At 40.0% G+C, this 25592-nt stretch carries 28 protein-coding genes; all 28 read right to left on the bottom strand.

Annotated elements, in window-relative coordinates; translation table 11 throughout:
* Positions 1-5: 5 nt before the first annotated feature.
* The 28 genes from GLW08_RS11725 to GLW08_RS11590 all read right to left on the bottom strand — a co-directional run bounded on the left by GLW08_RS11725 (position 6) and on the right by GLW08_RS11590 (position 25536).
* Positions 6-1493, bottom strand: coding sequence for an ATP-binding protein (locus tag GLW08_RS11725; RefSeq protein WP_160848833.1), 1488 nt, complete (start codon positions 1491-1493; stop codon positions 6-8).
* On the bottom strand, positions 1486-3576 hold the full coding sequence (locus GLW08_RS11720; protein WP_160848832.1) for a Mu transposase C-terminal domain-containing protein: 2091 nt from the start codon (positions 3574-3576) through the stop codon (positions 1486-1488). The genes GLW08_RS11725 and GLW08_RS11720 overlap by 8 nt, the downstream gene beginning before the upstream one ends.
* 2 nt (positions 3577-3578) lie before the next feature.
* Entirely contained in the window at positions 3579-4382 is an 804-nt protein-coding gene (locus GLW08_RS11715) for a TnsA endonuclease N-terminal domain-containing protein (RefSeq protein ID WP_160848831.1), read from the bottom strand.
* 190 nt (positions 4383-4572) lie between these two features.
* Positions 4573-5952, bottom strand: coding sequence for a murein hydrolase activator EnvC family protein (locus tag GLW08_RS11710; protein ID WP_160848830.1), 1380 nt, complete (start codon positions 5950-5952; stop codon positions 4573-4575).
* 34 nt (positions 5953-5986) lie between these two features.
* A complete protein-coding gene (gene ftsX, locus GLW08_RS11705) occupies positions 5987-6880 on the bottom strand; it encodes a permease-like cell division protein FtsX (RefSeq protein WP_160848829.1) in 894 nt (297 codons plus the stop codon).
* On the bottom strand, positions 6870-7556 hold the full coding sequence (ftsE, locus tag GLW08_RS11700; RefSeq protein WP_160848828.1) for a cell division ATP-binding protein FtsE: 687 nt from the start codon (positions 7554-7556) through the stop codon (positions 6870-6872). Before ftsE ends, ftsX begins: the two co-directional genes overlap by 11 nt.
* Positions 7557-8143: 587 nt before the next feature.
* Positions 8144-8539 (bottom strand): cytochrome c551, encoded by a 396-nt coding sequence (gene cccB, locus GLW08_RS11695; RefSeq protein WP_160848827.1) that lies wholly within the window; start codon positions 8537-8539, stop codon positions 8144-8146.
* A gap of 61 nt (positions 8540-8600) precedes the next feature.
* Positions 8601-9440, bottom strand: coding sequence for a YitT family protein (locus GLW08_RS11690; protein ID WP_160849012.1), 840 nt, complete (start codon positions 9438-9440; stop codon positions 8601-8603).
* Between the two features lie 444 nt (positions 9441-9884).
* Positions 9885-10986 (bottom strand): peptide chain release factor 2 gene (gene prfB, locus GLW08_RS11685; RefSeq protein WP_160848826.1). Its coding sequence is split into 2 segments (ribosomal slippage): positions 9885-10913 and positions 10915-10986, totalling 1101 coding nucleotides; the frame shifts between segments, so codons are not numbered across the junction.
* Between the two features lie 165 nt (positions 10987-11151).
* Complete coding sequence (gene secA, locus GLW08_RS11680) at positions 11152-13668, bottom strand: preprotein translocase subunit SecA (protein ID WP_160848825.1); 2517 nt, start codon at positions 13666-13668, stop codon at positions 11152-11154.
* Between the two features lie 234 nt (positions 13669-13902).
* Positions 13903-14067, bottom strand: coding sequence for a hypothetical protein (locus GLW08_RS11675; RefSeq protein WP_160848824.1), 165 nt, complete (start codon positions 14065-14067; stop codon positions 13903-13905).
* Positions 14068-14651: 584 nt separating this feature from the next.
* Positions 14652-15203 carry a ribosome hibernation-promoting factor, HPF/YfiA family gene (hpf, locus tag GLW08_RS11670; RefSeq protein ID WP_160848823.1) on the bottom strand — a complete coding sequence of 184 codons (552 nt, stop codon included), beginning with the start codon at positions 15201-15203 and terminating at the stop codon, positions 14652-14654.
* Between the two features lie 369 nt (positions 15204-15572).
* Positions 15573-15959, bottom strand: a complete 387-nt coding sequence (locus tag GLW08_RS11665; protein ID WP_160848822.1) for a hypothetical protein — start codon at positions 15957-15959, stop codon at positions 15573-15575.
* 8 nt (positions 15960-15967) lie between these two features.
* A complete protein-coding gene (locus GLW08_RS11660) occupies positions 15968-16321 on the bottom strand; it encodes a flagellar protein FliT (protein WP_160848821.1) in 354 nt (117 codons plus the stop codon).
* Positions 16321-16719, bottom strand: coding sequence for a flagellar export chaperone FliS (fliS, locus tag GLW08_RS11655; protein ID WP_160848820.1), 399 nt, complete (start codon positions 16717-16719; stop codon positions 16321-16323). The genes GLW08_RS11660 and fliS overlap by 1 nt, the downstream gene beginning before the upstream one ends.
* Positions 16720-16744: 25 nt before the next feature.
* Positions 16745-18298 (bottom strand): flagellar hook-associated protein 2, encoded by a 1554-nt coding sequence (locus GLW08_RS11650; protein ID WP_237458413.1) that lies wholly within the window; start codon positions 18296-18298, stop codon positions 16745-16747.
* A 14-nt stretch (positions 18299-18312) separates the two neighbouring features.
* Positions 18313-18681: a flagellar protein FlaG gene (gene flaG, locus GLW08_RS11645; protein WP_160848819.1), complete on the bottom strand. Its 369-nt coding sequence runs from the start codon at positions 18679-18681 to the stop codon at positions 18313-18315.
* 182 nt (positions 18682-18863) lie between these two features.
* Positions 18864-18977 carry a flagellin gene (locus tag GLW08_RS11640; RefSeq protein ID WP_272917079.1) on the bottom strand — a complete coding sequence of 38 codons (114 nt, stop codon included), beginning with the start codon at positions 18975-18977 and terminating at the stop codon, positions 18864-18866.
* A gap of 103 nt (positions 18978-19080) precedes the next feature.
* Positions 19081-19245 (bottom strand): hypothetical protein, encoded by a 165-nt coding sequence (locus GLW08_RS11635; RefSeq protein ID WP_160848818.1) that lies wholly within the window; start codon positions 19243-19245, stop codon positions 19081-19083.
* A 51-nt stretch (positions 19246-19296) separates the two neighbouring features.
* Positions 19297-20337 (bottom strand): flagellin, encoded by a 1041-nt coding sequence (locus GLW08_RS11630; RefSeq protein ID WP_160848817.1) that lies wholly within the window; start codon positions 20335-20337, stop codon positions 19297-19299.
* Positions 20338-20486: 149 nt separating this feature from the next.
* Complete coding sequence (gene csrA, locus GLW08_RS11625) at positions 20487-20714, bottom strand: carbon storage regulator CsrA (RefSeq protein ID WP_160848816.1); 228 nt, start codon at positions 20712-20714, stop codon at positions 20487-20489.
* 4 nt (positions 20715-20718) lie between these two features.
* Entirely contained in the window at positions 20719-21156 is a 438-nt protein-coding gene (gene fliW, locus GLW08_RS11620; RefSeq protein WP_160848815.1) for a flagellar assembly protein FliW, read from the bottom strand.
* A gap of 12 nt (positions 21157-21168) precedes the next feature.
* Entirely contained in the window at positions 21169-21759 is a 591-nt protein-coding gene (locus tag GLW08_RS11615) for a DUF6470 family protein (protein WP_160848814.1), read from the bottom strand.
* A gap of 59 nt (positions 21760-21818) precedes the next feature.
* Positions 21819-22685 carry a flagellar hook-associated protein FlgL gene (flgL, locus tag GLW08_RS11610; protein ID WP_160848813.1) on the bottom strand — a complete coding sequence of 289 codons (867 nt, stop codon included), beginning with the start codon at positions 22683-22685 and terminating at the stop codon, positions 21819-21821.
* 11 nt (positions 22686-22696) lie between these two features.
* Positions 22697-24238 carry a flagellar hook-associated protein FlgK gene (gene flgK, locus GLW08_RS11605; RefSeq protein ID WP_160848812.1) on the bottom strand — a complete coding sequence of 514 codons (1542 nt, stop codon included), beginning with the start codon at positions 24236-24238 and terminating at the stop codon, positions 22697-22699.
* Between the two features lie 16 nt (positions 24239-24254).
* Positions 24255-24752, bottom strand: a complete 498-nt coding sequence (locus tag GLW08_RS11600; protein WP_160848811.1) for a flagellar protein FlgN — start codon at positions 24750-24752, stop codon at positions 24255-24257.
* Positions 24753-24767: 15 nt separating this feature from the next.
* Positions 24768-25031 carry a flagellar biosynthesis anti-sigma factor FlgM gene (gene flgM / locus GLW08_RS11595; RefSeq protein WP_160848810.1) on the bottom strand — a complete coding sequence of 88 codons (264 nt, stop codon included), beginning with the start codon at positions 25029-25031 and terminating at the stop codon, positions 24768-24770.
* Between the two features lie 73 nt (positions 25032-25104).
* Entirely contained in the window at positions 25105-25536 is a 432-nt protein-coding gene (locus tag GLW08_RS11590) for a TIGR03826 family flagellar region protein (RefSeq protein ID WP_160848809.1), read from the bottom strand.
* Between the last annotated feature and the right edge of the window lie 56 nt (positions 25537-25592).

Raw genomic sequence — 25592 nt, 5'->3', positions numbered from 1 at the left:
CCCCTTTACTCAAATGATATTTGTTTTATTAATCCCTTCGCGGCAAGATACTCATATGTTTTTTCAATAGCCTCTTTTCCAGGTCCATAGCTTTTAATTTCAGTAAATAAGTCCTCATATAATAGCAATTTTTGTTTTGGTTGAACGCCTTCTATTTCTTCCAATACTTTCGGAATCACTTCTTTAAAAGTTGGGTTTTTCATTTCGTCAATAACTTTTTCAATGATTAAATCCAACATATAGTGTTTATGTCCCATTTCTTTTAAAAAATCAAAAGTTTTTTGATGTAATGAAGATGAGGATTGTTTCTTTTTTGTTTTATTATCAGGGGTGTCTTTTCCTTTATGACTCAAAGGCATAAGATCATCATATTTCATTAGTTCTTTATTATCGTTTGATTCAAGTGCCTTCAGCATCGGTTTAATTAATTGAAAGTCTTCCTTTGAAACACTTTGAATTAATTCGGGGGTTAAGTGTTTAGTGCCAAATTCTAATGCTCTTACTTGAGACATTTGCATCAACTTCACAAGAATATCTGGAACTCCTTGAGTTTCTTTATATAGGACATTATAAAATGAATCATTTAAATTTGGGATTTCATCCAGTAACTGGTTCTTCCATACGGTTTTAACTAAAGCTCTCCATTCTTTATCATCACTTTTGAAATTTTCCCAGACTAAATCACCAACTCCGCAACTTCGTCTAGCCTGCCTGAAATCTCTTTGTAAAATTTCTCTTGCTCTCATGGTTCCCATTAGTAACAGGGGCACTCCTACAGAATTCGATAAACTAACAAAGAAATTCATTACCTTTTCATAACTACTCCCTTGTCCAGATAACAAATACTGAATTTCATCTATAACTAAAATACCTAAAGCATGAAGTTTTGATAGGTGAGCCATGTTATTTACCATGGCACTTGTAGAAAATGTTTTTCTTCCAAAGTCCTTTACGTAATTAGTTCCAAGTACGGCATCTATTTCAGAAAAAAATGACATACAAATCGTCTTTAAGGAGCTATCATGTGCACAATCAAGCTTTAAATAGGTGATTTGATATCTATTTATTGGTGCGCTATGTTTTACTACTTTCGGATACCTTGATAGGACTTTTTCAACGGTTTTACTTTTCCCGATGCCTGGGATGCCAATTAAAGCAAAGCTATCTGTTTGGTCGTGTAACTCTTCATACATGTACTCTTTATTAAAGAGAGATTGATATTGTCTTTTCTCTAATGGGTTCCTTCCCAGGTAACCATATCTCATTACCATAGAGATTCTTTTTTCTAGGTCTAGACTTTTGCTATGAGGTAGATACAATCTTTTTAATTTAGGCAATACAAAATTCTTTAATTCTTCCGGTAACTTTACCTCCTCTTCAGAAAATACTTGATCGACTATCATATGTTCATATGAGGTTCCTAAGCTTTGGATTGGCGGTAGGGCTTTAATAAAGGGATTGTTTTCATATTCCTCAAGTAAATAATCAACCATTATCGCTTTCCTCCTCGTCTTGAAATAAACCTAACTCTAATATAGACTTTCTTTTAAATTGGTTTTTATCTGCATCATCTGACTCATTATCACTTAGTTGACCATAAATTAGAGGATTGGCCCTTCTTTCTTGATTTTTAGCTTCTTTTTTATTTTCTAATATATTTTCAACACGTTCTTTTTTTGTTTGTTTAGGAGATTCTTTTTCAGGTTGGTTTGTAAACTCTTCAACTTTCCCCTGTATTGTTTTGTTAAAGCCAACGTTATTAGAAAGCTGTTGTTCTTCTTGTTCTTTATTTTGATTATTTAACTGCTGCCGTAAGGAATCTAGGTCATCAAATGTTACATTCATATATTTTTCTTGATGAGGAAGAAGCAAACATTCAATAAACTTGTATTCATAATGCAAGTATATTTTATTGGTATTCCTTGTATCATAGCTAACATCAACTTTAAATGAACCATAATTCCGAGCATTCGCTAACCAATTCTCTTCTCTTACTATATCGCAAATATATCTAGCCCCTTTAAACTCAATGCCTCTATGTGTCACTGTTGCTTTTTTACGAGGTAATAAGTTGTAATAGACTTCTTCAGGGCTCATCTCTATTAAGTTGCTGGGGTTTTCATTAATGCCCCAGTTCCATAAATTTATGGGGGTTGGTTTCAAATTCTCCTTTATCATTTCTTTTGTTAAGGGGTAGGTGTTTTTAAAGCTTTTATTATAATGCAAAATAGCCTCAATAATTAACTCACTATATTCCCTGATGGTAAGTTTTGCCTCCAACCTGTAATCTTTCCCGCCTCTTTCACGGTGATCAGGTTCTATATGACCAGGGAGGAATGGTCTTATACTCTCTGGGATTAAATTTAACATCTTTTCAACAGTCCCTTTTAAATCAGCCCGGTAAGAAGAGGTATTCTCAACCCTTATTCTGAAGTTCTGTGTAATCAGATCTGAATTGTAGCCGATAAACTCACCCTTATCCGCCAAAATGGCTTTAGGAAAATATTTTGTTGGCCACTCATTTTCATTTATTTGAATACCATATTGCTCACAAAGCTCTTTCTTATTACGTATTGTATTTACAAGGGCCTGTATAGCACCAAACCAAGATGATGAACTTTCATTACCCACGTAAAAACCAACAATCATACGACTATATACATCCACTACCAAATAGATGGTCGGTCTTCCAATAATTTCTTCCCTATTGTACTCACTAACCAAATAGACATTTCCAATAGTTGAATCAATTTCAAATCTACTTCCGGGGCACATAGCTTCATATATACTCGACCCCTCTAAACCTCTATGGTCTTTTTGGTATCTTTTTTCACCTTTCTTTCCTTTAATCGTTTCACTTGGAGAATATAACTTTTTTGCCCAATAATGGAACTGTCTTTGTGTTGGATGGTTTTCCTTAGCAACAAAAGAAATTGTTCCATCATCATTTTTTACAGCTTGTGAATAATATTTTGTAATAAACATATCGTATGCAAATTTAAGAGTAGCCCCTTCTCTATTGAAAAAATGTTCTTTAAGAGAAGCATTGATTTGTTTTTTTATTTCTTCAGTTACTGGCATTGATAAATTTTTATTTGAGTTTTTTCTCCCAACTTTTTTATTAGTAGATATCTTTTCTTCACCTTTTCCACCTGACCATTTTCGCCCATCTAAAAGAGCAGCCGGAGACATCCCACCTTTCCAATACCTTTTTAACTTTTTATAAAGTGTTACGTCAGATACATCATACTTACTCATTAACCCCTCAATTAATCTGTATCTTTCTTTGCTCTGATAGATAGCAGGTTCTATAGTTACAATGTCCTTTAATATCTCCCAATATCTATTTTTTTCTTTATCATCTGAGGGATGATATCTTATTGGGTCTTCTATATGATATATTTCTCCCAGTAAAATTGCTTTGTGCATTTTGTGTAGAGGGAACTCATATGGCATATTATTTTTATAATTTTCCATGTCAATTACAAATGCGTAAGTTGCACTTGGGTTGATCCACAATATTCTAAACTTTTCTCCGCTTTCTTGCCATTGATATACTGAATTTGTAGTAATCATGTTTAACCTCCGATTTTATAAAAAGACCAAGTTTTATTAAAATCTAATCTTTGGTTTAAGTTAAAAGGGATTTGTTTAGTAGCAATTAGAACTTTTAATGCAGTTAAAAGTTCATCCAATCTGAAACCTTCAACTTGGCTTATATGTTTAATATCCTCCATAATAACACCCTCCTTTGAAAGCGTTTTCATTTTACTTAAAAGAAAGTCTGTTACTCCCTTATCTATCTGGTTTTCACGAAGTAAATATTCTCTTAATTCTTGAATATTAACCGCAAGATTTTTATTAATTTCTCTTTCAGTAACAATCGCCCAATCTATTCCAATAGATTCAAAGTAGTGTTTTTCTATTAGTAGTTTTTCTATAGTTCTTTTCTTTATCAGTTCACTAGAAGGTTTAATTGACCTACCGACTGTTTTAATTTCGCCTTCTTTATTTTTGAACGAAATTAAAAAATCTACTGTTACTACTGCATTAACCTTAGTTTTGGTATCTTTAGGGTGTTTAAAACCCAATATTTCTGCAATCTCCATAGTCTTCTCTCTCTCTAATATAGGAAATTGTTCTTTAATATCAACAATATTGTCTGACCATTCCGCTATATAAAAGAAATACCTCTCTAAATCAGAAAGTAAATGATATTCTCTTTTGACCTTCACTCCAAATTCTCGACTGCTTCTCCCTTTAGATGCCAAGTCTCTGACTGTAATCCAGGGCTTGTATGTTTCTAAATCTCCTTCACCTCTCCTTTCATTCTTAAACTTTTCAATTTTAGCCATTGTCAATTCATAATTAAAACGTGCCATTCATCATCCTCCTATTAATAATTAAAAAGCACACCTTGTTAAAGTAATTAACTAAGATGTGCATAATTATTCTTGTTTGTTTATATTTATTGGAACTTTTAACGATATCTTTGTAATTCCCGTTTAATGATATCTTTGTCATTTAAGGATATCTTTGTTCTTTAACGATATCTTTGTCACTAAACAAAAATTAAAAGTTAATGTAGCTAGCTGGATTTATAGCGTTGCTCTTGCTATAGTTCCATGGGCCTTTGTGAAGTTCAAAGTGTAGGTGAGGTCCAGTAGATTGTCCTGTTGATCCCATATATCCTAGACGTTGACCCTGAGATACGGATTGGCCATCTGAAACTTCGCGGTTCTGTAAGTGTGCATACACGGATGTGTAAATTTGACCATTCACAGAGTGAGAAATATAGACAACGTTTCCGTAACTGGAAGAGTAATAGGATTTAATTACTGTTCCGGACGCTACAGCTTTGATTGGGCTAGACCCTCCATATTTTCCAATATCAATACCAAAGTGAGTGCTTCCCCAACGTGAACCATACCCAGATGTTACGGGGCCATTAGCTGGGCTGATAAACCCACTACCACTTGGTGCTGGCGTACTGGTACTACCACCATTGTTGCTTGATGAGCTAGAGCTACTATTATCCTGTGCTGCGCGACGTTCAGCGGCTCGCTCTGCTGCGCGGCGTTGAGCAGCTAGCTGTTCCTTACGTTGCTGTTTATCACTTTCTGCTCGATTCATTTCCGATTGGATTGCTGCTTTCTGGCTGCTTAAGATTTCTTGTTGTTCTTCTAACTCAAGCTTTTTCTCTTTAAGCTCTTGTTCTTCTTGCTCTAGTTCTTTCATAAGCTTATTTTTAAGCTGGCGTTGAGCGTCTAGTTTCTCTTTTAATGCTGTCAGTTCAGCTTTTTGATTTTCTAGGTTTTGTTTCTTTTCTTCTAAGTCTTTCTTCTTTTGTTCTACTTCTTTTTTCTTCTCTTCTAATTCTTTCTTTTCACGAATATGGGTTTCCATAATGTTCTTGTCTTGGTCCATGATTTTCGTCACCGCAGTTGCACGGTCAAGAAAGTCTCCAAAATTCTTTGCACCCATAAGTACTTCTAGATAGCTAACGTCGCCACCATTCTCTTGAAGGTTACGTAGGCGATCTTTTAGAAGCGCTTCACGCTTTTCAATGCGCTCTTTTAAGTCAGCAATATCTTTCTCTAATTGCTCGATTTCTTGTTCTGTTTTAGTTATTTCTTTTTCCGTATTACTAATTTGTTCGTTCTTTTTACGTATCTTGCTGTTCGTATCTGCAACTTGTTGATCTAATTCTTTAATCTGTTGATTAATCTGTTGCTGTTCAGATTGGTTTTGATTGATTTTAGAATCTGTTTCGTTTTTGTTTCCTTCTACTTTGTTTTGACGACTATCAATAGAATTTTGTTTCTCTTTAAGTTCATTAATCTCTTTTTCGATCTCATCTAAGGTAGCTGCTGAAACATTTCCAGCTGTTGTCGTAAAGGTTAATGCTAATGCGATTGATAGTGTTGAAAGAATCCCTATTACCTTTTTCATTCCAACGCTTTCCCCTTCCCTAGCCGCTGTGATTTTATACTTTCAAGAATTTACGGACACTCATAACGCTACCCCAAACCCCAATAAACGCTCCAATCGCCAGCAAGATAAGAGCTAGCTGCCATGCGAACGGGTTAAATGGTAGTAATTCCACAAATGTAAACTGTATTTTATCTCTTAAATTATTGTAAAGGTAGTAATACCCTCCAACGGTAGCACCGATTGGAAGTAGTGAGCCTAATATGCCTAGCAACATTCCTTCAATGAAGAATGGCCAGCGAATAAAGCTATTTGTTGCTCCGACTAACTTCATAATGCCAATTTCCTTGCTTCGAGCCATAATTGTAAGTTTAATCGTATTCGAAATAAGGAAAATAGCAGTGAAAACAAGTCCAATAATAAGTCCTGCTCCTATGTAACGAGCATATTTGGTGAAGCTGAGTAGTTTTTCTACTACTTGTTGACCGTAATTAACTTCGTTCACATAATCGAAGCCTTTGATGCTTTCAGCTACATCAAATGTGTCTACCGGATTTGTCGTTTTTACGACAAACGCATCATTTAATGGATTGTCTTGCTCGAATAATTCCCAAGCTTGTCCTTCTTCGCCCATGCTTTTGATGAGTCGATTCAGTTCATCCTCTTTAGAAGAGAAATTTACAGATTCGACTTCAGGAATATCTTTGAGCTTAGATTCCAGGTCATCAATTTGACCTTCTTCAGCTGTCAATTCAACCAGTACTTTTATCTCAACGTCTTTTTCTACGTTGTTGGCAATTTCATTCAAATTAAGCATCAGCGCAATAAAAACGCCCACTAGAATTAAGGTGGTTGTTACCGCCCCAACGGATGCAACGGTCATCCATCCATTACGATAGATGTTTTTACCACCCTCACGCGCATGTCTTCCTAATGTTCTAAATTTCATAACCGTATTCACCCCTGCTTTCATCACGGACAATACGGCCACTTTCAACGGCTATGACACGCTTTCGAATTGTATTTACGATTTCTTTGCTATGGGTCGCCATAATGACGGTCGTACCTTTTGCGTTGATTTCTTCGAAGATTTGCATAATGTCCCAAGAAGTATCTGGATCTAAGTTCCCTGTCGGCTCATCTGCTATCATCATTTTTGGATGATTTACAATGGCACGAGCAATGGAAACACGCTGTTGTTCCCCACCAGATAATTGATCTGGAATATGGCGTGCTTTGTTTTTTAATTTCACTAAATCTAGCACTTCCATAACACGTTTCTTAATATTTTTAGGGGATTCTTCAAGAACCTCAAGTGCAAACGCTATATTTTCATAAACTGTGAGTCTAGGTAATAGTTTAAAGTCCTGATACACAACCCCGATATTACGTCGAAGCTGTGGGATTTTGCGTTCTTTTAGCTTGTCTAAATCAATTCCGTTAATGGTTATGCTACCACTCGTGTACTTTTCTTCACGAAACATCAATCCAACAAGCGTAGATTTACCAGCGCCACTAGGCCCAACTATGTACACAAACTCACCTTGAGCTATGGATAAATCGATTCCTTGAAGGGCTGTAACCCCATTTGGATATGTCTTGTTAACGTCCTTCATCTCTATCATTTAGAAAACCACCTGTGTCTCTATCGTTGTTTATCTATGATGTTCTACCTTTGACTGTAAGTTAATTTTTTGATTGTTCAAATAGTGACTCTTTTTTGCGTCTTTTTCATTATAACATCTAAATTCGATTTTTTTAGACATAAAATTATTACATTTTTATTTCAGATTTTACAACCTAATCTCTTACAATCGCCTGTATGGCAATAGCTAAAGCGTTTGCTAAATCTTAAAATGAAATTCATACTATTATCCATATTTCCACAGAACTAGAACAAAAGCGCTCGGTTAGCGACGTATATACTGCGGCCTACAGGACGTGGGTTGGTTCGATGTTGCTGCGTGAGACAGCGAGTTTAATCGAATTTCCTCAAAATCCGTATGAGATAAAGGGAACACAGAGAGCGCAAGCGTTCGATGTTGACTTATCGTACAGAGGCGAGGAAAGCATACTAGTCGCTGAAGCTGGACGGGGCCTCCTATGCATAACATTTTTATAATTTCCTGGCACACAAAAAAAAGCCTAGACAATGGATGAATCATCCAATTATCTAGGTTTTTACACATAAGTATTTTTTTATCAAAAATAGTTACTTTTTCGTAGCCAACCAAGCTGCAACGGTTTCCGCTTCTTGACCTTCTAGTTGCTTTGGAGGCATAGAGCCTTGTCCGTTAATGATAACTTGTTTAATGCCACTCTTATCTAGCTTAGAACCAATTTGTTTTAAGTTTGGACCAACATTACCAGAAAGGTCGTTCGCATGACAGCTTGCACAGTTTTGTTTATAAAGTTTCTCTGCTTCTGCAGTGTTCACTTCGCCACCACTATCGCCGCCAGCTTCTTCACCAGAGTCGCCACCATTTTCTTCTGTTTGGTTTTCTTCTCCGTTGTCTGTAGTGGTGCCTCCATCTTCTTCTCCGCCACCGCCACAAGCACTAAGTACTAGGGCCGAGCCAAAAAGGATTGCCATAACATACTTTTTCAATTTACTTCCCCCTAACGAAGTGTACTGATAGAAAAAATCCATCAAGGATATTATATCCAACCTAGCTAGATTTAAAACCCTCCCCCAACACTTCAGCAGCGTCCATAGCAATGACAAACGCTGTGGGGTCAATCTTTTTAACCGTTTGTGTCAATTTAGTGAATTCACTTTGTTCCACAACAACCATAATAATATTACGGTCTTCATTCGTATAACCGCCTACACCACTCAATACGGTCGCGCCTCGATCAATTTCTTGGAGAATAGCCAATCGTACAGCATCTAATTCTTGCGAAATGATCATGACGTTCTTGGAGCGATTGAAACCAACTTGCACAAAATCAATCGTTCTACTTGTCGCAAACAAGCCTATTAGGGCAAACAATCCTTTTTCCACATCAAACACAATTGCAGCACTGGCCACAATGACACCATCTACCATGGCAATACATAGACCTAATGGGATATGCGTGTACTTGTGTATAATCTGAGCAAGCAAATCAACTCCTCCGGTAGAGGCCCGTCCACGGAAGACGATACCAAGCCCAAGACCGACACCCATTCCACCAAAAATAGCAGCTAGTAGCGCATTTTCTGTAGCTGGATCGATACCACTCGTCAGCTTAACGAAGAACGGTAACGCCAATGTACCCACAAGGGACTTGGCACCGAAGTTTTTCCCTAGAATAATAAGACCTGATATAAATAACGGGATGTTGAGCGCCCACTGCACATACGCTGGATCCCAGTCAAAAAGTCCTTTGGTGATAGTACTAATTCCAGCTACCCCGCCAGAAGCAATTTCATTTGGAAGCAAAAAGATATTAAAAGCCGTTGCTACAAAAGCAGAGCCTATGATTACAAATAAGTATTCAATCGTATGATGAAGCCACGCAGGCATCGGTTCTCTACGGTATTTTTTCATCATCATCATTCACAACACCTCTCACATTCTGTCCAAAAGAGCAACCTCGTCTCTAACGGAAAAATTTACCCATTAAAATGACCGCGCATCATCAACGCGGCAACCTGCTCTTTTATTCTTGTTTGTTTTGAAAAAAATATGTTCCATTACGTAAAAATTGGAATGAATTCCGATATGGAGTATAGCACGATGGATGAGGGGTGTAAACGCCAGCGATATAACGCATTAGTACATGAAAGGAGCGGGGTGTAGGTAGTTGGTTGGAGGGAACAGAATTGGTGGCGGAGATTGCGAGGGGACGTGCTTGATTGATGGCCACCTTGATGCTGGGATGGGTGGGATTGGGATCTTCGCGACTTCCACACGCCAGCACCCACTAAACGACAAAAACCCTGCCTACTTCTGTAGACAGGGTTATTCTTAGTCCATCTGCGAGCGTAAAAATGCGTTAATGAATGGTTGAATGTCACCATCCATGACGCCTTGTACGTTACCGACATCTTTATTGGTACGGTGGTCTTTCACCATGGAGTATGGGTGGAACACGTAGGAGCGGATTTGGCTTCCCCAGCCAATTTCCTTTTGCTCCCCACGAATTTCATCAAGCTCTTGCTGCTGGCGCTCGATTTCGCGTTGATACAGTTTTGCTTTCAACATTTTCATCGCTTGCTCACGGTTCTTGATCTGAGAACGCTCAGACTGGCAGGTTACCACAATATTACTTGGTAAGTGGGTAATCCGCACAGCGGAGTCAGTCGTGTTAACGTGCTGACCACCAGCACCACTAGCGCGATACGTATCTAGTTTCAAGTCTTCACTTCGTACTTCAATTTCAATTTCTTCGTTAAATTCAGGCATCACTTCACACGAAGCAAAAGACGTGTGACGACGGCCAGATGAGTCAAACGGAGAAATACGGACAAGACGGTGGACCCCTTTTTCGGCTTTAAGATAGCCGTAGGCGTTGTGCCCTTGGATGTTCAGCGTCACGCTTTTTACACCAGCTTCTTCCCCAGGTAGATAGTCCATCGTTTCTACCTTGAAGCCACGTCCTTCCGCCCAGCGTGTGTACATGCGGAGAAGCATGCTCGCCCAGTCCTGCGACTCGGTCCCACCAGCACCTGGATGAAGTTCGAGGATGGCGTTGTTTTTATCATAAGGTTCGCTTAACAGCATTTGAAGTTCAAACTCATCAAGGTCTTTACGGAGCTTTTTCACATCCTCTTCTAGTTCCTGGTGAAGTTCCTCATCTTGCTCTTCTTTGACGAGTTCATGAGAAACCTCTAAGTTTTCATGCGTTTCTTCATGACGCTCTAGCGTATGAACAAGCTCTTTAAGACCATTCACTTCATTAATGACTTGTTGGGCGGTTGTTTGATCATCCCAAAAGGATGGTTCTGCCATTTGTTCTTCTAATTCTTGAATACGAGCCTTCTTTGAATCGAAGTCAAAGAGACCCCCTGAAGTCCGCTAATTGATTAGCCATTTTATCTAATTCATGTTTAAGATCTACTAATTCCATTGCATCTCACCTCTACAGTAATTATAAGAAAAGCGGAAGCGCGCATTACTCCTCACCCGCATTGAGAAGGAAACAATTATGAGCTTCCCTTGATGATAGCCTCTTCTAAAAGTAAAACAACAGACAAAGACACTCTCCTCTACTAGAGAGTGCCTTGGAGTCTATTTATTGTCCGTGACAATGCTTGAATTTCTTGCCGCTGCCACAAGGGCAAGGTTCATTACGCCCTACTTGCTGGGTATTTCTTATCGGTTTCCGTTTTGTTTCTTTCTTGTCCTCCTGATCATCGCCAGAAACAGCCGTTGCTCCTTTGGCTACTTCTTGACGCTGAAGGTTTTCACGGATTTGTGCTTTCATGACGTATTTGGATACATCTTCTTCGATGTTGGCGATCATTTGTTCAAACATCGCGAAGCCTTCAAATTGATACTCGCGAAGAGGGTCGTTTTGACCATATGCACGGAGGTGAATACCTTGGCGGAGCTGATCCATTTGATCAATGTGATCCATCCACTTCGTATCCACGGTGCGAAGAAGAATTACCTTTTCAAACTCACGCATTTGTTCAGACGTAAGCTCTTCTTCTTTTTCATCGTAGCGTTCTTTCACTTTTGCCATGATGAGTTCGTTCATCTCTTCAGGATCTTTGCCTTTCAAATCAGATGTCGTAACATCCCCTTCTTCAAGGACTGTTCCTTTCAGATAATCGACTAATGCATCAAGATCCCAATTTTCGTCCTCTTCATCTTGCGTATGAGTAGAAACCTGACGCTCGATGGTTGACTTGATCATCTCTTCGATAATTCCACGAAGGTTATCGGAATCAAGAACATCAAAACGCTGTTTGTAGATAACTTCACGCTGCTGGCGAAGTACATCGTCATAGGCAAGAAGGGTTTTACGCGCATCGAAGTTGTTTCCTTCTACTCGCTTCTGCGCTGATTCAACAGCACGGGAGACCATTTTACTCTCGATCGGCTGCGTATCATCCATGCCTAGACGATCCATCATGCTACGCATGTTGTCAGAACCGAAGCGACGCATCAATTCGTCTTCCATCGCTAGATAGAACTGGGAAACACCAGGGTCCCCTTGACGTCCGGAACGACCTCGAAGCTGGTTATCAATACGGCGTGATTCGTGACGCTCCGTACCAATAACGGAAAGACCGCCTAATTCTTTTACGCCGTCGCCAAGTTTGATGTCGGTACCACGACCAGCCATGTTCGTCGCGATTGTCACTGCACCTTTTTGACCAGCGTTTTCAATGATTTCTGCTTCTCGGAAGTGGTTCTTCGCGTTCAGAATGTTGTGCGGTACGCCTGCTTTTTTCAAGTATTGGGATACGAGTTCAGAGCTTTCCACGGCAACTGTACCAACAAGAACAGGTTGGCCTCGACCATAGCGCTCTTTAATATCCTCGACAACCGCTTTGAATTTCGCATCAATCGACTTATAAATCATGTCCGCTTTGTCGTCACGAACGATCGGTTTGTTGGTTGGAATAACCACAACATCCATCGCGTAAATGTTACGGAATTCCTCTTCTTCCGTCTTCGCTGTACCAGTCATACCAGAAATCTTCTCATACATACGGAAGAAGTTCTGGAAGGTGATCGTTGCTAGCGTTTGGCTTTCATTACGGATTTGAAGCCCTTCTTTTGCTTCAATCGCCTGGTGCAAGCCATCACTATACGTTCGACCTTTCATAAGACGACCGGTAAATTGGTCAACGATGACAACTTCTTCCTCTTGGACCACATAATCCTGGTCACGCATCATTGACGTGTGCGCTTTTAGTGCCTGATTAATATGGTGTGTCAGGGTTACGTTGGAAAGATCAAAAAGGTTCTCAATTTGGAAGAAGCGTTCTGCTTTGTTAATCCCTTCTTCTGTTAATTGAACGCCTTTTGTTTTCTCATCATACGTGTAATCTTCTTCTTGCTTCAACGTGCGCACGTATTGATCGGCTTTATGATACATATTCGCTGACTTCTGTGCGGAGCCAGAGATAATTAATGGAGTTCTCGCTTCATCAATTAATACGGAGTCCACCTCGTCAATAATGGCAAAGTGCAATGGTCGTTGAACCATTTGCTCTTTATATAGCACCATATTGTCACGAAGGTAGTCGAAGCCGTATTCATTGTTTGTACCGTACGTAATATCGGCATGATACGCTTCACGCTTTTCTTCTTTCGAAAGACCATTGGCATTCAAGCCTACCGTTAGTCCAAGGAAATTATACAGCACACCCATATCCTCGGCGTCACGACTCGCTAAGTAATCGTTGACCGTGATAATGTGGACACCTTTCCCTGTGATCGCATTTAAATAAGCAGGCATAGTAGACGCAAGGGTCTTACCTTCACCTGTCTTCATCTCAGCAATATTTCCGTCATGTAAGGCAATCGCACCACTTAACTGTACCGGGAACGGGCGCATGCCTAATACACGTTTGGAAGCTTCACGGACAACTGCATATGCTTCCGGTAGCATATCATCAAGGCTTTCCCCTTTCTGGTATCGGCCTTTAAAATCCTCCGTTTTAGCCTGTAACGCTTCATCCGAAAGCTTCTCCATCTCAGGTTCTAAGCTTTCAATCTCTTCTACTGTTTTATCGATTTTTTTCAGTGCACGAGAATTCTCATCGCCGAACACTTTTTTTAGTAAAGCACGCATTTATAACGCTCCCCTATTTATAGAAATCGTTATTTCCTCATAGATTAGTCCATTACTAATAATAACACTAACAGAAGTAGGATGACAACTTGCATGATAGGGGAAGAAAGGCATTGGTAATGTATTTACATTGTCGAAAAAGAGTAGCCCGGGGATGAGCTACTCTTTTCTTAGGAAGGGGGATGTTACGAAGATATTCGAGGATCAAACGAGGTAACCTTTTATGGAGGGGGATTAGCTAATGAGGTGCTGATAACGAGTAGACTTCCCGTCTTTTTCCATAGCAATAATAGGTTCATGGTTGTTCCCAACAAAATGAATCAGTTGGGTCAAAATCTCTTCATGCTTCCGAATGGTATCTTGCATTTTTCGACAAGCATTGCAATGTTCCTGACTCATAATCACGCCTCCTTTCATCACTACCTAATTTATACCACCATTCGACAAGAATGACGAATAGGAGAAGTTGCGGTCTATATGACTTTGTAGTGGGAAAAGATGGATTTTCATAGAAGGGAAATCAACTTTTTCATAGAGGACACATCGTAAAGGAAGAAGTTTCTATGTATTAAAACAAAAGCGGAAACGCCCGTTTAGCGACGTACAAACTGCTGCCCACAGGACGTGGGTTGGTTCGATGTTGTAGCGATTCGATGTTGACTTATTGCAAGGAGGAGCAGAAAGTTTGCCAGTCGCTGGGCGCTGGAGCTGGACACTACAAAAGCGCAAGCGCCTGGTTAGCGACGTACAAACTGGACGGCTCCGTATGAGATAAAGGAAACACGAAGAGCGCTAGCGATTCGATGTTGACTTATCGTAAGGAGGTGCAGGAAGTTTGCTAGTCGCTGGGCGCTGGAGCTGGACGTGGCCACATCACTTTATCAAAGTTATCCACAAACTTAACCCGTTTATAGTTTCCTAGACGATAAAAAGGGAGATCCCTGTGTGGAATCTCCCTACGTTTTCATTTGGTTAGGTATGATTTAGCTTGGTTCAATCAAGCCATAGCGACCATCACGACGACGGTACACTACGTTGGTTGTGTCAGTCTCAACGTTTGTAAATACGAAGAAGCTGTGACCTAGCATATCCATCTGTAGAACTGCTTCCTCTGAATCCATTGGCTTCAAGTCGAAGCGCTTGTTTCTTACAATTTCAATGTCATTGTCATCATAAGGATCTGCTCGTTTCGCTTCATCTTCCATTTGGGCGAATACGTATTTAGGTGCGCCCTCGTTTCGGAATTTGCGGTTTACTTTCGTTTTATGCTTGCGGATTTGACGTTCTAGTTTGTCTACCACAAGGTCAATAGCAGCATATAAATCCACATGCTGTTCCTCAGCACGTAATAATAGGTTAGGCATTGGAATCGTAACCTCAATTTGCTGCTCATCATTATAGACACTTAAATTTACATGCACCTCGGATGATGGTTCCTCATCAAAGTAACGGGCCAGCTTCCCTATTTTCTTCTCGACATAATCTTTAATAGCCCCTGTTACCTCAATATTTTCACCACGAATGTTGTACTTCATACAAGTGTCCTCCTTTCATCCTTATGTATTCTTATTCTACCATAACAACCTATCAGCTTCTATTAATATTTTGACTTTTTCGAATATTTTGCGTCGGCAATTACTGGTAGAATGAATAAGGATGGTTGTTTAAAAAAAGTACCCTTTATTTACATCATCTAAACAAGAAATTAACACAAAATTTAAAGTACTTTTCTTACTCTTATTGTACACCTATTTGCCATCTGGTATATCATCATATGCTTGAATTTTTTGTGAATTTTTTTGAGTAGTTGGGAGGACTGGGGAAAAGGCTGAGGTACTCCATCTAACATTCCATAGAAAGGTATAAAAAATTCCGCACCTGAGGTTACAAGGTACGGAAACGGATTAGTGAGCAATATACGGTTGCAGTAGTTGATGCATTTTGCTGCGCCAGCTTTCAAAATACGGAATGATGTGCTGGGTTAACAGCACACGCTTCTCTTCGTTCGTTTGCTTATCAAACCACTGACTCATCATTTCGACAATATCTTGAAAATCGATAAGCAACTGCTGGATCTCATCCTGGCGATCCTCTAGCAAACTGGCTAATTTTTCATTTCCCTGGTTCAATTGCTGCAGAGCCGTGACGATATCGGCAAACACTTGCTCCACTTGCGGAGGTGCTTCTTCTTTCAGGTTTTCTTCTAAGTATTCAAATCCTTCACTCATTGTGTGAAGAAGACGGTCGTATTGCTTTAAAAAATCAAATTGTTCCACAGTTATGTTCGACACACCATCACCTATTTCTTTTTGTCTAAAAACATCCCATCGTAGTTACTCAGCTGTTGATAGGGATTCGTGTATTTTTGGTTCGACGTCTTCGTTTTCTTCAAACGAGCCATTTCTCGCTTGAGATCTTTCATTTGATGATTCACTTTATCCTGAATCACCCGGTCCATTTCCAGAATCTCTTTGCCAAGCGCCTTTTCCTCATCCGAAGTGGGACGCTCCAGATTCTCCATATACGCCTCCCGTTTATCAAAAAGGTCATTGAGCTTCTCAATATGTTCCGTCCGTTCCTCGGAACTAGGCGTTTCATGAACCAACTTATAAAGCGCTGATGTTAGCTCGTGAAGTTCTTGCACCTGGCTCATTACGCGTTACCGCCCTCGCCAAATTTCTGTTGGCGTGTCTGACGAACAACCTCTTTCCACGTATCACGGAATTCTGTCACAAGCTCAGACGCTTCATTTAGAATCGTCGTATCATTGTGCAGGTTCGCTTCCATTAGACGATGATTAATATATTCATAGAGTGGCATTACGTCATTGGCAATATCATATTCAGGGTTCATCGTAACCATTAATTCCTGAATGATACGCTGCGCCTTCTGGATATTCGTATTCTTCAGCTCATAATCTTTCTCTTCGATACCACGTTTTGCTAGTTTGATAAACTTCAAACATCCGTTATACAGCATCAGGGTCAATTCTCCTGGCGATGCCGTTTGAACCGAATTACTTTGATACGCTTGATATGCTTGTGTAGACATGCGTCAACACTCCTTCTTTTAAGTCTTACCCAAATTGTTGCATCATATAGTTAGACTGCGAATTCATCTTCTGAATCGCCTTTTCCATCTGCGTAAACTCCGACCAGTACCGATCCTCGATTTGGTTTAGGCGGTCCTCGAACGCATCCATTTCACTATCGAGGTCGACGATATTTTTGCCAATGTTATAGGATGACGGAACGCTAGATGGTTTACCGGCTTTACGTTCTACCTGCTTAATCGTTTCATTAAGCGTTGATTTTAGCTTATCGGCGATTCCTTCTGTTTCGCCTTCGCCTACAAATAACTTCGTAACGGAGTCTGGGTTCTTCGTTAACGCCTGACGAAGTTTATCTTCATCAATGAGAAGTTTCCCTTTGTCTCGATAGTTAGAAGAAGTCTTTATACCAATCTCTGAAAGCTGAGAGAACTCTCCAGAAGTATTTACGCTCTGATACCATTCATTCCGCATCTCAAACATAGCACCTTGAAGGGTCGAGTCACTATGAAGAAGCCCTTTCTTGGCTTGCTTTTCCCATAGTTCTATCTCTTTTTCTCCCATACCTTCTTTTTGCTTATCGGTAAGAGGTTGATAGTCTCGGTTCTTCTGTTCCGAAATGCGTCCACCAACGTCTTCGATGACTTTGTTGTATTTTTCTACGAACTGTGTAATTTTATCTACCGCTGAGTCAACGTTATTATTTACATTAATCGTTGCATTTTTACCATCTGTTGTATCATTAAAATTAAATGTAACTCCGTTAAGTGTATAACTGTTTCCGGACGTCTCCAGGTCAAGAGCATTGTTGTAGGTAAACTTGGCGTTTGTACCACCTTGTTCAGCTTTCACCCAATTGCCCGTATCAGGGTCCTGTTTCGAATTCCATACACCTAATGTTTGTGTTAAAAATGGAGCAGAATCGGAATCAAATCCTATTTCAGCACCTTTGAATTCATTAGTTTTATTAAAATTACCAGTTTCTGTTCGTTCTAGAACCACCTTATCTGCCTGTGAATCATAGAAAGCTCTCACACCTAGATCAGAATTGCTTATATTTTTTAATACATCATTGAGAGATTGAGTATTTGGATCTACCGTAAAGGTTTTCTCGTTTGTAGAACCATCTTCATTATACGTTTTAATCGTAAAATCCTTATTTGTTGGTAGTCCATTCTTAAAGTTTTGATCTTTTAATAACCCACTAGGATCAATTTCACTTGTTCCACCAGAGATTTTTTCACGACTAGTATTAATCGCCGAAGAAGCCAACTGATCAACTTTTACATTGTAGTTACCTACACTAGACTCCGCATTCGCAGTTGCCGTTACTGCACCAGAGTCAGACGAGCTAGTTGTTTTACTGTTATAGCTCTTCTCCAGTTTCATATCAAAAGCCATATTCTCCAGCTCAAACAATTGCTTATTTACGTCACGATATGCATCTCGTTTCCATGTAAGAGAGGTCTTCTCCCTTTCCATTTTATCAAGAGGCATACGTTCCGCTTTCATGAGGTCACCGACGATTTTGTCGATATCCATTCCACTGGCTAAACCACCTATACGCATGTCATTTGCCATGTTGATTCACCATCCTATATTTTACGATCTACTAGAAATCCCATAAATTCTGCCATAGCCGCATAGACATCTAGCATTTTCTTCGGTGGAATCTCTTTAATGATTTCATCTGTGTCTTTATTGACGACCGTTACATAATACTCCTCAAGTTCATCATGAAACTCAAACCGAACCTCTGAAGATGTCGGCTCCAAAAAATCATTCAAACTCTTTACAATTGAATGCGCCTCATCCTTATGTAACGCTTCTTTTTGTAATAGATTCTGATCTAATAGTACGTCTTTTGGTTGGTCAGATCGTTCCCTTGCCTCTGTTGTAGAATCAGTGATGTGCTCAGCCCGTTGCAGGAGTTGCGATCCAGATAAGATTTTCCCCACATCCATCGCTAGCGAACCCCTCTCCTCACATCTATTTATGTATTATATCGGATGATGGGTAAGGAGTCTTTAGGGATTTTAGGGGAAAAGAAGACGGAATGATGTAAAAATGATGATAAATTAGACTAGTAGTTGGTTATGTACAAAAAATGGCCGCCTGCTGAAGGCGACCATTTTGATTATGAAAATTAACGTAGTAACTGAAGTACTCCTTGAGGCTGTTGGTTTGCTTTTGCAAGCATAGACTGAGAAGCCTGTGCAAGGATATTTTGTTTCGTTTGGTTCATCATTTCTTTGGCCATCGTGCCACAATCACTCTCATGATTGACCAGACTATATCTTCACCCTCTAGCTTGCTAGTAGGGGTCGGGCACTTCGGAAGTTTTTTGCTCCCTACGGATTTCATCACCCTTGAAGGTGGTCTATCCTAGTCGTTGAACCTTCTCCATCCTTTCGGAACAGGAGCTTGGCTGCTGATTGCCCAATCCTCTGATTTTTAAGAGCGTTTACGTCTGCCGTTTCCAACTCCGCTGTCGCATCAAAGGCTCTAAGGGGTTCCCAGCAATTCACCCGATTGTTATCCTAACCGTTACCAGTTAAGACGACTGTGCTTCTGACTGCTTACGCAGCTGAAGCATAATCAACGTCACGAATACGTGATTCTGCTGCTGTTAGGTTTTCGGAAGATGTACCAAGGTTGTTGATCGTGTGATCTAGGCGGTTTTGATAGGCACCTAATTTTGAGCGTTCATCAGAAACCGATGAAATTGCATCATCTATAGCAGACAGCTGTTGATCAAAAGAGTTGGTACTAAAATCAGTTACATCTATATCGTCCATTTTAATAGATGCAGAACCTAATTGGTCAGCACCCATATCATTTATTGAAACTGCTAGTGTTTGATTTGTATTAGCACCTATTTGAAATTCAATTCCGCTTGAAGCCACATCAAATTGACCATTAGCAGAAGTAGATCCTACCCCTGAAATATCAGTATCTTGAGCTTCTAGTTTAACTCCTAATTTATCAAAATTGTAAGTGTCTCCAACTCCTACTGATGACAAGTTAGAAACAGATATAGTCTGAGACTGGGAACCATCAGCATTTGTAACTGTTAATTCACCTGCAGTTTGAGCGTCAACTTGATAACCTGTCCCAACCTCTGCACCTGTTACATTAGCAATCTTCAAAGCCCCTGTACCATCAGCTAGGTCAGATCCAACGTTTGCTGTATTAGCACCTAGTGTACCATCGATAAGGTTTTGCTTATTGAACTCAGTTCTATCACTGATTCCATTAACTTCATTAATTAACTCATCTACTTCTTCTTGAATTTTGTTTGTGTCTTCGGTTGTATTGGTATCATTATTAGCTTGTACTGTTAGCTCTCTCACCCGTTGTAGAATACTATGAGTTTCATTCAACGCGCCCTCTGCAGTTTGAATCATAGAGATACCATCTTGAGAGTTACGCTGAGCTTGTTCAAGTCCACGAATCTGACCACGCATTTTTTCAGAGATTGCAAGACCTGCTGCGTCGTCTCCTGCACGGTTGATACGAAGACCTGAAGATAGTTTTTCCATTGATTGTTGGTTAGCATTGTTAGCTTGAGAAAGTTGACGGTGCGTGTTTAACGCGGCGATATTGTGATTAATACGCATAAAAAATATTCCTCCTTGAATATTAACGGCTCACGTCCTTGTGATGCCTATTAAGTATAAGTTTTGTGTTTGCCAGTGCGTGTCATAAGTCGGCCGCCTTATGTATCCTTGGCTTTACACTACTTATATCGGTAAGGAGGAATAATAGTTTAGTCTTTATTTGGTTTTTTTAATAGATTTAGTAAATCATTTGTCGTATTGCTTGCTTCCTGGTTTTCTTCTTGGATTTTTATGTATAGTTCTTTGCGATAGACATCCACCGACTTTGGGGCATCTATGCCAATTTTTACTTGGTCTCCATCAATAGAAATTATTTTAATCTCTATATCATCCCCGATTTGGATGGAGTCGTTTAGCTTCCGATTTAAAATAAGCATCTGACTACACACCCTTTCCGTTTGAGATGATGTGGTGTTTTGTTTCGTATTCTGTATCCTTTAGAATCACTTGCTTGGCTTTGTTGTTTTTGCTATTGAGTACAATCGGGGCTTGGAGATTCGCGGAGGTGTCTTTGAATGGATCTTTTAATGTAAGTACACTTAAGATTACAACGTCCTCGCTATTCTGGATATCAAGTAAGTTAACCGTGTTGTCATCCAAGATAAATTCATAATCTCTGAAAAATAGGTAAGGATTCGTTACGATTAACGCAACCTCTGCTTGCTCGACGGATTGTAATGAATGATAGATAGATTGTTCATCAATATCTAGCAATACAAATCTCGTTTCCTGTTCAAATCCTGGTAAACCATTCGGAAACTCTATTATACTTTCTTCTTTTATATCAACTTCACCGAAAAATTTCGTATGTATGTTCATATGTCACCCTTCTTATATAGTCATTTCAAACCCTTGCGTACCTTTGAACTTCAAATTCTTTACATCAATATTAATACTAGAATGTTGTTTCATTTGACTATTTACTTGACCTCTTTTATAGGTGAATTCAGGATTATAAGGTGTTGCTTTTATGTTTGGTTGATTGGCTTGTGCATTTATCTCTGCCTTGCCTGGTTGATAGTCAATCGAAACAAGATCGTACACGGGCATGCCACCTACTTGAATATCAAAATTCCAGTGACCGCTCCGCTTCGCTATAGATGCAATTGGATTTCCTTTGTTTTCGATGCGCATCATCTGATCGCCTTCTTGGGCCATCTTGGCGAGATTTTCAGACCAGGTTTGATTCCCATGCTTGGCAAGTTCTCTTGTCCGTTCAAATACATTCTTTAAATCAAGGTTACGCCAAGCATTCGATTGATCAATGCTCAACTTAGGAGGATGTTGCTTGATGGACAGGTCTGCTTCCGGTTGTTGAATGCTTACATCCGCTTTTGGTTGTTGCAACGTTACTTTGGCATTTTGTGTGCGTAATCCTAATTTAGCCTCGGTCGTTTGGATTTGGACCTGTGGAACCTGCATCACGCTTTCCTCCTAACAACTAGAATAATGAAAGAAAAAGCTATCTGGCATCAGATAGCTTATCGTAGAAAGTCCATTAACGATGGTTGGATAATTCTTGCGCCGACTCCAAGAGCAGCACGATGGACACTTTCTTGCGTTTTTAAATTGGTAATGACTTTTTCCATGTCGGCATCTTCTGCGTCAGATAGATTTTTGGTTGCTGAAATTTCTTGAGAAGCAAGGCGGTCTTCAATCAAATCGACACGATTCATGCGAGCACCTAAATCAGCACGAGCATTCACCGTATTATCAATGAGATCAGCCATATCTTTTATCGATTCATCTAAATCTCCACTTTCCGTTCCTTCTAATTTCCCTATAAAGGAATCGATCTTATCAAACATATCCTGATTAAATACTTCCTGAGGATTTACATTCGTTTGAATTTTAATCCCGTCAAACACTTCAATATTTACTGATTCACTATTAGAGGATACACCTGAACTATCGATAGGCTTTGTCGTCGTATCATTTCCATTGAAAATGTACTTATTATTAAACTTCGTGTTCCCGATGTCTTTTAAGTGATCCTTCAGCTGACTAACTTCTTTTGCAATATTCTCGCGCTGGCCTTCTTCGTACGTTCCGTTACTACCTTGTACAGCTAATTCGCGTAGGCGTTGGAGGGCTTGAGTTGTCTTATCTAATGCGGCGTCTGAGTTGTCCATCCAGTTGTGAACCTCTCCGACATTTCGCTTATACTGTTCAATCTCCGTTAGCTCGGTACGGTAGTTCATACCTTTCATAGCAACAACGGGATCATCGGAAGGCTTGCTTATCTTTTTCCCAGTGGAAAGCTGTTCCTGGAATTTTCCCATTCGTTCATAACTGTTGCTCACATTACGAAGCATGTTGCTTGAAAGCATATTTTGCGTTACGCGCATTTTTTACTCACCTACCTTCCTACACGGCCCATGCCGTTAATGATTTTATCGAGCATTTCATCGACTGTGGTTAAGTTACGAGCAGCTGCATTGTAAGCGTGCTGATACTTGATCATATTGGACATTTCCTCGTCTAAGGAAACACCACTTACCGACTGACGGCGCTCTTCAACAGATTGACGAAGGGTCTCCGAGTTATTTTGTAAGCGAGTTGCTTCTTGAGACTGGATTGCCATTTCCCCGATTACGCCTTCATAGTAGCTTTGGAAGGATGAATCTGTGCCGTTATAGTCAAGTGTAGTGGAATTCACATCAGCAAGGTCAATCGCATTGTCCCCATCGCCTGCGTTTTCGGTATTCGCTGCAGCAATGTCATTTCCATCTGTGATATTTACACTCATGTTACCAGCGAAGCCATCTTGGTTACCTGCGGTTGGTGCTGTAAAGAAATTCACATCAGTTGGACCAGTGCCATTAATTTCATTAATACTGTATCCTTCTCGCTGTACTTTATTGAATTCCTCAGCAAACGTATGAGCCATGCCATCTAACTCATTCAGCATTTCCGGATACGTTCCTTTAATAGAGCCACCATCATCATAACCGTACGAATCAATCAAACCCATCATTTTTCCAACGGATTGAAAATCTTTCGCATCAAGACTTGCGGAACCACCTAGCGATACGGTATCCATGCCACCATTTGAATCGGTATCTTGAACGGATATCTGATTGTATGTATTCGACGAGCCGTCTACTAGGGGTACGGAATTACCTCCATTGGTGAACAAGGAACTGCCACTACCATCTACAATTTCAACGGTAGCTTTTCCTTGTGCTTGTGCCAAGGCAGAACTACTACTTTCATCGTAACTAACTTTAATGTTGGCTTGTGTTGACAATTCATCAATTAAGCGATCTCGTTCGTCATATAAATCGTTTGGAAGGTAGCCGTGTGGCTCGACTTCACTAATTTGATTGTTCAAGTTGTTTATCTGTCTTGCGAGAGAGTTAATATCCTTCTCCGCTACACCAATTTGATTTTTAAAATCTTGCTTGATGCCATTTAATGAGTCGGATAGATAGTTAAAGGTATCGGCTACTGCTTTTCCTCGTTGCTTCACCTGGGAACGAACGCCGGAATCTTCAGGCTGTGCGGATAGGTCCTGTAAGGATTGCCAGAATCGATCCATTGTTTTGGAAAGGCCTTGGTCCGATGGCTCATTCATGACTTCTTCCATTTTCCCGAGGGCGTCTGATTTTGCGGTGTAGTATCCTGCTTTATGATTTTCCCCACGAAATTGAGCATCAAGAAAACCTTCTCTCACCCGCTCAATCGTACCAGCTTCTACACCAGATCCCATTTGCCCTGGCATTTCAGGACGGTTACGGGAGGCAGGTGGATATGGTGCGGTTTGTTCGAAGTTCACCCGCTGACGGGAATATCCATCTGTGTTGGCATTGGATATATTGTGTCCTGTTGTATAAAGTGCTGATTGCTGGGCGAACATTCCCCGCTTGGCTACTTCTAACCCATGAAACGTTGAAGTCATGATGGAGCTCCTCTCTTTATGCTTTCGAATCAAAGACAGACCGCTTTTGCCCTTGGTCTGCCTGTTTTGTGTTTGGTTTGCCGTAATTCATATTCTTCATGGAAGGTTGAAGCATATCCAGGGACAACTCAACAAATTGTAACGATTGGTGCGTTAGTTCTTGGTTAAGCTGTTCCTGTTGCTTCAATCCTGCCAGTACGTCTAGTAAGCGTTCGAACAATTCCTCCAGCTGCTGCTTCTCTTCTTGAGACTGGATGTTCTCTATCATTGTTGTGATGGTTGGTTCGTTCACCGGTATTCCCTTGCTTTGGAACCAGCTGGTTACTTGCTTTTCTCGCTCTGCATCCAATTGGCTAATCGCCTGGATATGCTTACGCTCTTTGACGAGTAATGCTTGAAGAGACTGCGTATCTCCTTCTTTCAGCATGTCGGTTTTTTCCTTGGAAAGGGTATATAAACTTTCATGTAAGGAGCAAAGCTTATCCATGATGGCTACAATTGATTGAATGGACATGGATCATGCCCTCCTTTAGTTGTTCGCCCAGAAGTTAATCATATTTTTGGCAGTTTGGTTTGCGTCTACTTTGTAGTTGCCAGCTTCAACCTGCTGCTTAATCTCCGCTACACGCTCACTACGCGCTTCTTGAGCCTTGTTGTTTTCTTGCATCTGCTTGGCTTGCTTAGAGATTTCTAGTTTATCTTGATTGGCATTAGCCTTCTGAGCTTCTTGTTGTTGTTGAACTTGCTTCTTGTAAGGATTAAAGTTCGTCTGATTTGGACCATTAATTTTCATTTAGGCCACCTCTTTCTAAAAGCTACCGTCGCATTTCTACCTATTATATCGTCATTTTACACAAAAAGTTAACTTATCTATGATTTTTTCTTGAAGTAACTCCTGATATATACGTAGAATGTTTCCGCTCTTTTATTTTATTGGCTTTTTCTACTTCTTCTATCTCTTGTTCACGTTTTAGTTCATTGTTAATCTCCGAAGTGCAATTCTCACAAATTTTTCCTTCTTTAATCGGTTCGCCGCATTTTTGACATGGATACGTTAAATTCGGAAAAATGCTCGTACGAAGTCGTCCTTCTTTGACGAATTTCATAATAATATCTCGCTTAACCCCTGTTGCGTCTACGACTTCATCAACAGTGGAAGTACGGTTCTCTTTTTTACGGATAAATTGATATACTGTATCAAAATCTCGCTCTTCCTCTTTATAACACTTATCACAAATCGTTTTAAATTGTTTCATAAATAACGCGTTACAACGCGGGCAGTTCGCTAATTCCCCCATAGCTCTCTCTCCTTCTGTTCATCTGCTACCTATTATATCGTCAGGTTTTCGGAATC

Origin of the sequence: Pontibacillus yanchengensis, from assembly GCF_009856295.1 — a bacterium.
Lineage (GTDB): Bacteria > Bacillota > Bacilli > Bacillales > BH030062 > Pontibacillus > Pontibacillus yanchengensis_A.
This window is presented reverse-complemented; position numbering and strand designations above follow the sequence as displayed.

Excerpts from the sequence above, each read along its gene's own strand:
- GLW08_RS11725 (WP_160848833.1), bottom strand. The coding sequence starts at position 1,493 with ATGGTTGATTATTTACTTGAGGAATATGAAAACAATCCCTTTATTAAA.
- GLW08_RS11720 (WP_160848832.1), bottom strand. The coding sequence starts at position 3,576 with ATGATTACTACAAATTCAGTATATCAATGGCAAGAAAGCGGAGAAAAG.
- GLW08_RS11715 (WP_160848831.1), bottom strand. The coding sequence starts at position 4,382 with ATGGCACGTTTTAATTATGAATTGACAATGGCTAAAATTGAAAAGTTT.
- GLW08_RS11710 (WP_160848830.1), bottom strand. The coding sequence starts at position 5,952 with ATGAAAAAGGTAATAGGGATTCTTTCAACACTATCAATCGCATTAGCA.
- ftsX (WP_160848829.1), bottom strand. The coding sequence starts at position 6,880 with ATGAAATTTAGAACATTAGGAAGACATGCGCGTGAGGGTGGTAAAAAC.
- ftsE (WP_160848828.1), bottom strand. The coding sequence starts at position 7,556 with ATGATAGAGATGAAGGACGTTAACAAGACATATCCAAATGGGGTTACA.
- GLW08_RS11690 (WP_160849012.1), bottom strand. The coding sequence starts at position 9,440 with ATGCCTGCGTGGCTTCATCATACGATTGAATACTTATTTGTAATCATA.
- secA (WP_160848825.1), bottom strand. The coding sequence starts at position 13,668 with ATGCGTGCTTTACTAAAAAAAGTGTTCGGCGATGAGAATTCTCGTGCA.
- GLW08_RS11675 (WP_160848824.1), bottom strand. The coding sequence starts at position 14,067 with ATGAGTCAGGAACATTGCAATGCTTGTCGAAAAATGCAAGATACCATT.
- hpf (WP_160848823.1), bottom strand. The coding sequence starts at position 15,203 with ATGAAGTACAACATTCGTGGTGAAAATATTGAGGTAACAGGGGCTATT.
- GLW08_RS11660 (WP_160848821.1), bottom strand. The coding sequence starts at position 16,321 with ATGAGCCAGGTGCAAGAACTTCACGAGCTAACATCAGCGCTTTATAAG.
- fliS (WP_160848820.1), bottom strand. The coding sequence starts at position 16,719 with ATGTCTACACAAGCATATCAAGCGTATCAAAGTAATTCGGTTCAAACG.
- GLW08_RS11650 (WP_237458413.1), bottom strand. The coding sequence starts at position 18,298 with ATGGCAAATGACATGCGTATAGGTGGTTTAGCCAGTGGAATGGATATC.
- flaG (WP_160848819.1), bottom strand. The coding sequence starts at position 18,681 with ATGGATGTGGGGAAAATCTTATCTGGATCGCAACTCCTGCAACGGGCT.
- GLW08_RS11640 (WP_272917079.1), bottom strand. The coding sequence starts at position 18,977 with ATGGCCAAAGAAATGATGAACCAAACGAAACAAAATATCCTTGCACAG.
- GLW08_RS11630 (WP_160848817.1), bottom strand. The coding sequence starts at position 20,337 with ATGCGTATTAATCACAATATCGCCGCGTTAAACACGCACCGTCAACTT.
- csrA (WP_160848816.1), bottom strand. The coding sequence starts at position 20,714 with ATGCTTATTTTAAATCGGAAGCTAAACGACTCCATCCAAATCGGGGAT.
- fliW (WP_160848815.1), bottom strand. The coding sequence starts at position 21,156 with ATGAACATACATACGAAATTTTTCGGTGAAGTTGATATAAAAGAAGAA.
- GLW08_RS11615 (WP_160848814.1), bottom strand. The coding sequence starts at position 21,759 with ATGCAGGTTCCACAGGTCCAAATCCAAACGACCGAGGCTAAATTAGGA.
- flgL (WP_160848813.1), bottom strand. The coding sequence starts at position 22,685 with ATGCGCGTAACGCAAAATATGCTTTCAAGCAACATGCTTCGTAATGTG.
- flgK (WP_160848812.1), bottom strand. The coding sequence starts at position 24,238 with ATGACTTCAACGTTTCATGGGTTAGAAGTAGCCAAGCGGGGAATGTTC.
- GLW08_RS11600 (WP_160848811.1), bottom strand. The coding sequence starts at position 24,752 with ATGTCCATTCAATCAATTGTAGCCATCATGGATAAGCTTTGCTCCTTA.
- flgM (WP_160848810.1), bottom strand. The coding sequence starts at position 25,031 with ATGAAAATTAATGGTCCAAATCAGACGAACTTTAATCCTTACAAGAAG.
- GLW08_RS11590 (WP_160848809.1), bottom strand. The coding sequence starts at position 25,536 with ATGGGGGAATTAGCGAACTGCCCGCGTTGTAACGCGTTATTTATGAAA.